This window comes from Xenorhabdus vietnamensis (assembly GCF_002127535.1).
Taxonomy (GTDB): Bacteria; Pseudomonadota; Gammaproteobacteria; order Enterobacterales; family Enterobacteriaceae; genus Xenorhabdus; species Xenorhabdus vietnamensis.
Genome location: NZ_MUBJ01000126.1, coordinates 1 through 627 on the forward strand (window position 1 = coordinate 1; position 627 = coordinate 627).

The following is a 627-nucleotide window of genomic DNA, read 5'->3' on the forward strand; positions in this document are numbered from 1 at the left end:
CGGCGGCATCCCGTTTGACGGTTAGCAGAAAGTCGATGGTCTGCCCCGTGCTGTCGACGGCCCGGTACAGGTATTTCCACTGGCCTTTGACTTTGATGTCGGTTTCGTCCATTCGCCAGCGGCGGCCTACCGACCGGTTATGCCGGCGAAATACCTTATCCAGTAATGGCACCAGACGGATGAGCCAACGGTGAAGCGTGGAATGATCAACGATAACACCGCGCTCTGCCATTATTTCTTCCAAGTTACGCAGGCTCAGGACGTAGGCCAGATACCAGCGAACGCACTGAGCGATGATATAATTCCGATTCCTGAGACAGATTTGCAACATTACTACTTTAAATAGGTGTTTAAAGCAGTAAGAAAAAATCCATGCTATAGTCCAATGTAATCCATTTGAATTTTTAAAAATGAACCCTGTTCAGATTGAGTGTTCCCGTGAGGTAAATAATGAATGATTTGATAATTAGTGACAACGTAACAAAATCATATGACCTCACAGTCAATACACATAATGCTATCAACCCGGCGGTCAGTTATCTGCTGAGATTACGATCGACCAAAAGCCAAATAACCATGCGGTCATGTCTGAATAAAATAGCGAACATGTTCGAAGCCTTTGACCTG

At 45.6% G+C, this 627-nt stretch carries 1 protein-coding gene; it reads right to left on the reverse strand.

Features of this window, described 5'->3' with window-relative positions:
• Window positions 1-331 (reverse strand): IS6 family transposase (locus Xvie_RS20515; protein WP_139838943.1); only part of this gene is annotated, 331 nt, incomplete at its 3' end.
• Between the last annotated feature and the right edge of the window lie 296 nt (window positions 332-627).